General features: G+C 67.5%; 4 protein-coding genes. All 4 read right to left on the bottom strand.

What is annotated here, in order from left to right; translation table 11 throughout:
* Nucleotides 1–131: 131 nt before the first annotated feature.
* Nucleotides 132–1277: a DUF475 domain-containing protein gene (locus AB0M11_RS41165; RefSeq protein WP_365714087.1), complete on the bottom strand. Its 1146-nt coding sequence runs from the start codon at nt 1275–1277 to the stop codon at nt 132–134.
* A 128-nt stretch (nt 1278–1405) separates the two neighbouring features.
* Nucleotides 1406–1981, bottom strand: a complete 576-nt coding sequence (locus tag AB0M11_RS41160) for a TerD family protein (protein ID WP_365714085.1) — start codon at nt 1979–1981, stop codon at nt 1406–1408.
* Nucleotides 1982–2097: 116 nt separating this feature from the next.
* Nucleotides 2098–2673 (bottom strand): TerD family protein, encoded by a 576-nt coding sequence (locus tag AB0M11_RS41155; RefSeq protein ID WP_181803425.1) that lies wholly within the window; start codon nt 2671–2673, stop codon nt 2098–2100.
* A 191-nt stretch (nt 2674–2864) separates the two neighbouring features.
* Nucleotides 2865–3323 carry a peroxiredoxin gene (locus tag AB0M11_RS41150; RefSeq protein WP_365714089.1) on the bottom strand — a complete coding sequence of 153 codons (459 nt, stop codon included), beginning with the start codon at nt 3321–3323 and terminating at the stop codon, nt 2865–2867.
* Nucleotides 3324–3477: the final 154 nt, after the last annotated feature.

Genomic DNA, 3477 nt, shown 5'->3' with positions numbered 1-3477 from the left:
AACCCACCCCCCCCCCCCCCCCCGCCCCTCCCGCCCCCCCGGGGCGCCCCCCGACCGGTCGGCCGCCCCCATCAGAACGTTCCTCGTGGAGGAGGGCGTCACACCCTCCGTTTTCGGACCGGCGAGCCGGTTCAGACCGCGGACGACACCTCAGCCTTGTCGTCCGACCCCGCTTTTCCCTCGGCCGCCGCCAGCCGCTGGTTGCGCCGTACGGAGGACCAGAACGACCAGCCGATCAGGACGACGCCGACGAGGCCGGTGATGACCTCGTTGATCTCGTACTGGATGGTGACCATGAGGATCACGGCCAGGGCGCCGATCGCGTAGTGGGCGCCGTGCTCCAGGTAGACGTAGTCGTCCAGGGTGCCCTGGCGGACCAGGTAGACGGTGAGCGACCGGACGTACATCGCGCCGATGCCGAGGCCGAGGGCCATGAGCACGATGTCGTTGGTGATGGCGAAGGCGCCGATCACGCCGTCGAAGGAGAAGGACGCGTCCAGGACCTCCAGGTAGAGGAACATGAAGAACGCGGCCTGGCCGGCCAGCAGGACCGCCGACTTCTGCTTGCCGGTGCGCTCGGCCTCTTCCTCCTCCTCGTGCTCGCGCTCCTCCTCGGCCTCCAGCCGGTCCTCGAAGAACCCGGAGAGGCCACCGACGATCATGTACGTGATCAGACCGGCGATACCGGCGATCAGGACCGTCTGCGCCTTGTCGACGTGACCGCCGCCGTGCTGGTGGGCGTGGGTGGCGAAGGTGAAGGAGGTGATCAGCAGGACGATCAGCGCGATGCAGACCGAGAGCATGTCGACCTTGCCGAGCTTGGCGAGGGGGCGCTCGATCCAGCGCAGCCACTGGATGTCCCGGTCCTCGAAGATGAAGTCGAGGAAGATCATCAGCAGGAACATGCCGCCGAAGGCGGCGATCGCCGGGTGGGCGTCGGTGACCAGTTGCTGGTAGCGGTCCTTGTTGTTGAGCGCGAGGTCGACGGCCTCGACGGGACCCATCTTGGCGGTGATCGCGACGATGACGACGGGGAAGACCAGCCGCATGCCGAAGACCGCGATGAGGACGCCGACCGTGAGGAAGATCTTCTGCCAGAAGGCGTTCATCTTCTTCAGGATTCCGGCGTTGACGACCGCGTTGTCGAACGACAGGGAGATCTCGAGGACGGCGAGGATGGCCACGATGCCGAAGGCCTCCCACCCCCCGTAGAAGACCGCGGCGACCAGGCCGAGCGCGGTGATCGCGAACGACCAGCCGAAGGTTTTCAGAAGCACTGGTTACCCAATCGTGTATGTACGGGTCTCGCTCGCGCCGTACTCGGCTTTACTCACTGTTGACCACGAAGTCTAGAGGGAACCGGTGCCCTGCGGCGCGGTCGGCCCCCGAAATCCGCGTGAAGGTGCTATGAGACGTTCACGCCGAAGTCGAGGGCGATGCCCCGCAGCCCGGAGGCGTAGCCCTGTCCGACGGCCCGGAACTTCCACTCGTTCTGGTAGCGGTAGAGCTCGCCGAAGATCATGGCGGTCTCGGTCGAGGCGTCCTCGGACAGGTCGTAGCGGGCGAGCTCCTGGCCGTCGGCCTGGTTGACCACCCGGATGAAGGCGTTGGAGACCTGGCCGAAGGTCTGGCCGCGCTCGTCGGCCATGTGGATCGAGACCGGGAAGACGATCTTGTCGCAGTTGGCCGGCACCTTGGGCAGGTCGACCAGAATCGATTCGTCGTCGCCCTCGCCCTCACCGGTGAGGTTGTCACCGGTGTGCTCGACCGAGCCTTCCGGGCTCTTGAGCTGGTTGTAGAAGACGAACCAGTCGTCACCGAGGACCCGGCCGCCCTGGCACAGCAACGCGCTGGCGTCCAGGTCGAAGGGGGCGCCGGTGGTGGAGCGGGCGTCCCAGCCGAGTCCGATCATGACGTTGGTGAGGTTGGGTGCGGCCTTGGAGAGGGAGACGTTGCCTCCCTTGGCGAGCGTGACGCCCATGGTGATGATCCTCCCCTAGCGGTGGTACTCCGGTTGTCTGCGCGTCCGGCGCCGACCGTAAACGGTGCGGCGCCGGACAGAGCGGACTTTCGAACGCCCCCGGGCGTTCACATGACTCAGACGTTGACGCCGAAGTCCTGGGCGATGCCGCGCAGGCCGGAGGCGTAGCCCTGGCCGATGGCGCGGAACTTCCACTCCGCGCCGTTGCGGTACAGCTCGCCGAAGACCATGGCGGTCTCGGTCGAGGCGTCCTCGGACAGGTCGTAGCGGGCGATCTCGGCGCCGCCGGCCTGGTTGACCACGCGGATGAACGCGTTGCGGACCTGGCCGAAGGACTGCTGGCGGTTGTCCGCGTCGTAGATCGACACGGGGAAGACGATCTTGTCGACGTCGGCGGGGACCGCGGCCAGGTTGACCTTGATCACCTCGTCGTCGCCCTCGCCCTCACCGGTGAGGTTGTCACCGGTGTGCTCGACCGAGCCGTCGGGGCTCTTGAGGTTGTTGAAGAAGACGAAGTTCTGGTCACTGGCGACCTTGCCGGCCGAGTTCAGCAGCAGCGCGCTGGCGTCCAGGTCGAAGTCGGTGCCGGTGGTGGTCCTCACGTCCCAGCCCAGACCGACGAGGACCGCGGTCAGGCCGGGGGCCTCCTTCGTCAGCGATACGTTGCCGCCCTTGCTGAGGCTGACTCCCACGAGTCCTCCCATGTGGTGTCCAGGGGCGGGGAGCCCCCGTGGTGCTTCGGATACCGGATCAACGACTCGATCCTAGTGACGGGTTCCCGCCGCACGCAGGCCCTGCACCCCGAAGAATCACGGGGTGTCGGCCATGTCGCCCCCTAGGGGGCCCGGCGGGTCGCACCCCCGGGCGGGCGGCAAGGGGGGGGTCAGAGCGCGTCGAGCGCCGTCACGTACTCGTTCAGGTCGCGGGCGTCCGGCAGTCCGTTGACCACGGTCCACCGCACGACGCCCTCCTTGTCGATGACGAAGGTGCCGCGAACGGCGCAGCCCTTGTCCTCGTCGAAGACGCCGTAGGCGCGGGAGGCCTCGCCGTGCGGCCAGAAGTCGCTCAGCAGCGGGTACTCCAGGCCCTCCTGCTCGGCGAAGACACGCAGGGTGTGGATGGAGTCGTTGGAGACGGCGAGCAGCTGGGTGTCGCGGTCCTCGAACCTCGGCAGGTTGTCGCGCAGCTCGCACAGCTCGCCGGTGCACACGCCGGTGAAGGCGAACGGATAGAAGAGCAGCACCACGTTCTTCTCGCCGCGGAAGTCGGACAGCTTCACGGTCCGGCCGTGGTTGTCCTTGAGCTCGAAGTCGGGTGCCTTGTCGCCGACCTGGATCGCCATCGTCGTGCATCCCATCGTCAGGGGCTGTTCGGGTGAGACCACCCTAGGACGACGGCCCCCGCACGGCGATCACGGCAGGCCGGTGGCCGGACCCGGGTCCGGCCACCGGCGGTGGCGCAGCGCGTCTTGGGGGCGGCCGTCGGCGTGTTGAGCC

Origin of the sequence: Streptomyces sp. NPDC051987, assembly GCF_040680735.1 — a bacterium.
Lineage (GTDB): Bacteria > Actinomycetota > Actinomycetes > Streptomycetales > Streptomycetaceae > Streptomyces.
This window is presented reverse-complemented; position numbering and strand designations above follow the sequence as displayed.

Bases quoted from the DNA above. Each gene is read 5' to 3' on its own strand.
- AB0M11_RS41160 (WP_365714085.1), bottom strand. From the start codon at position 1,981: ATGGGCGTCACGCTCGCCAAGGGAGGCAACGTCTCCCTCTCCAAGGCC.
- AB0M11_RS41150 (WP_365714089.1), bottom strand. From the start codon at position 3,323: ATGGCGATCCAGGTCGGCGACAAGGCACCCGACTTCGAGCTCAAGGAC.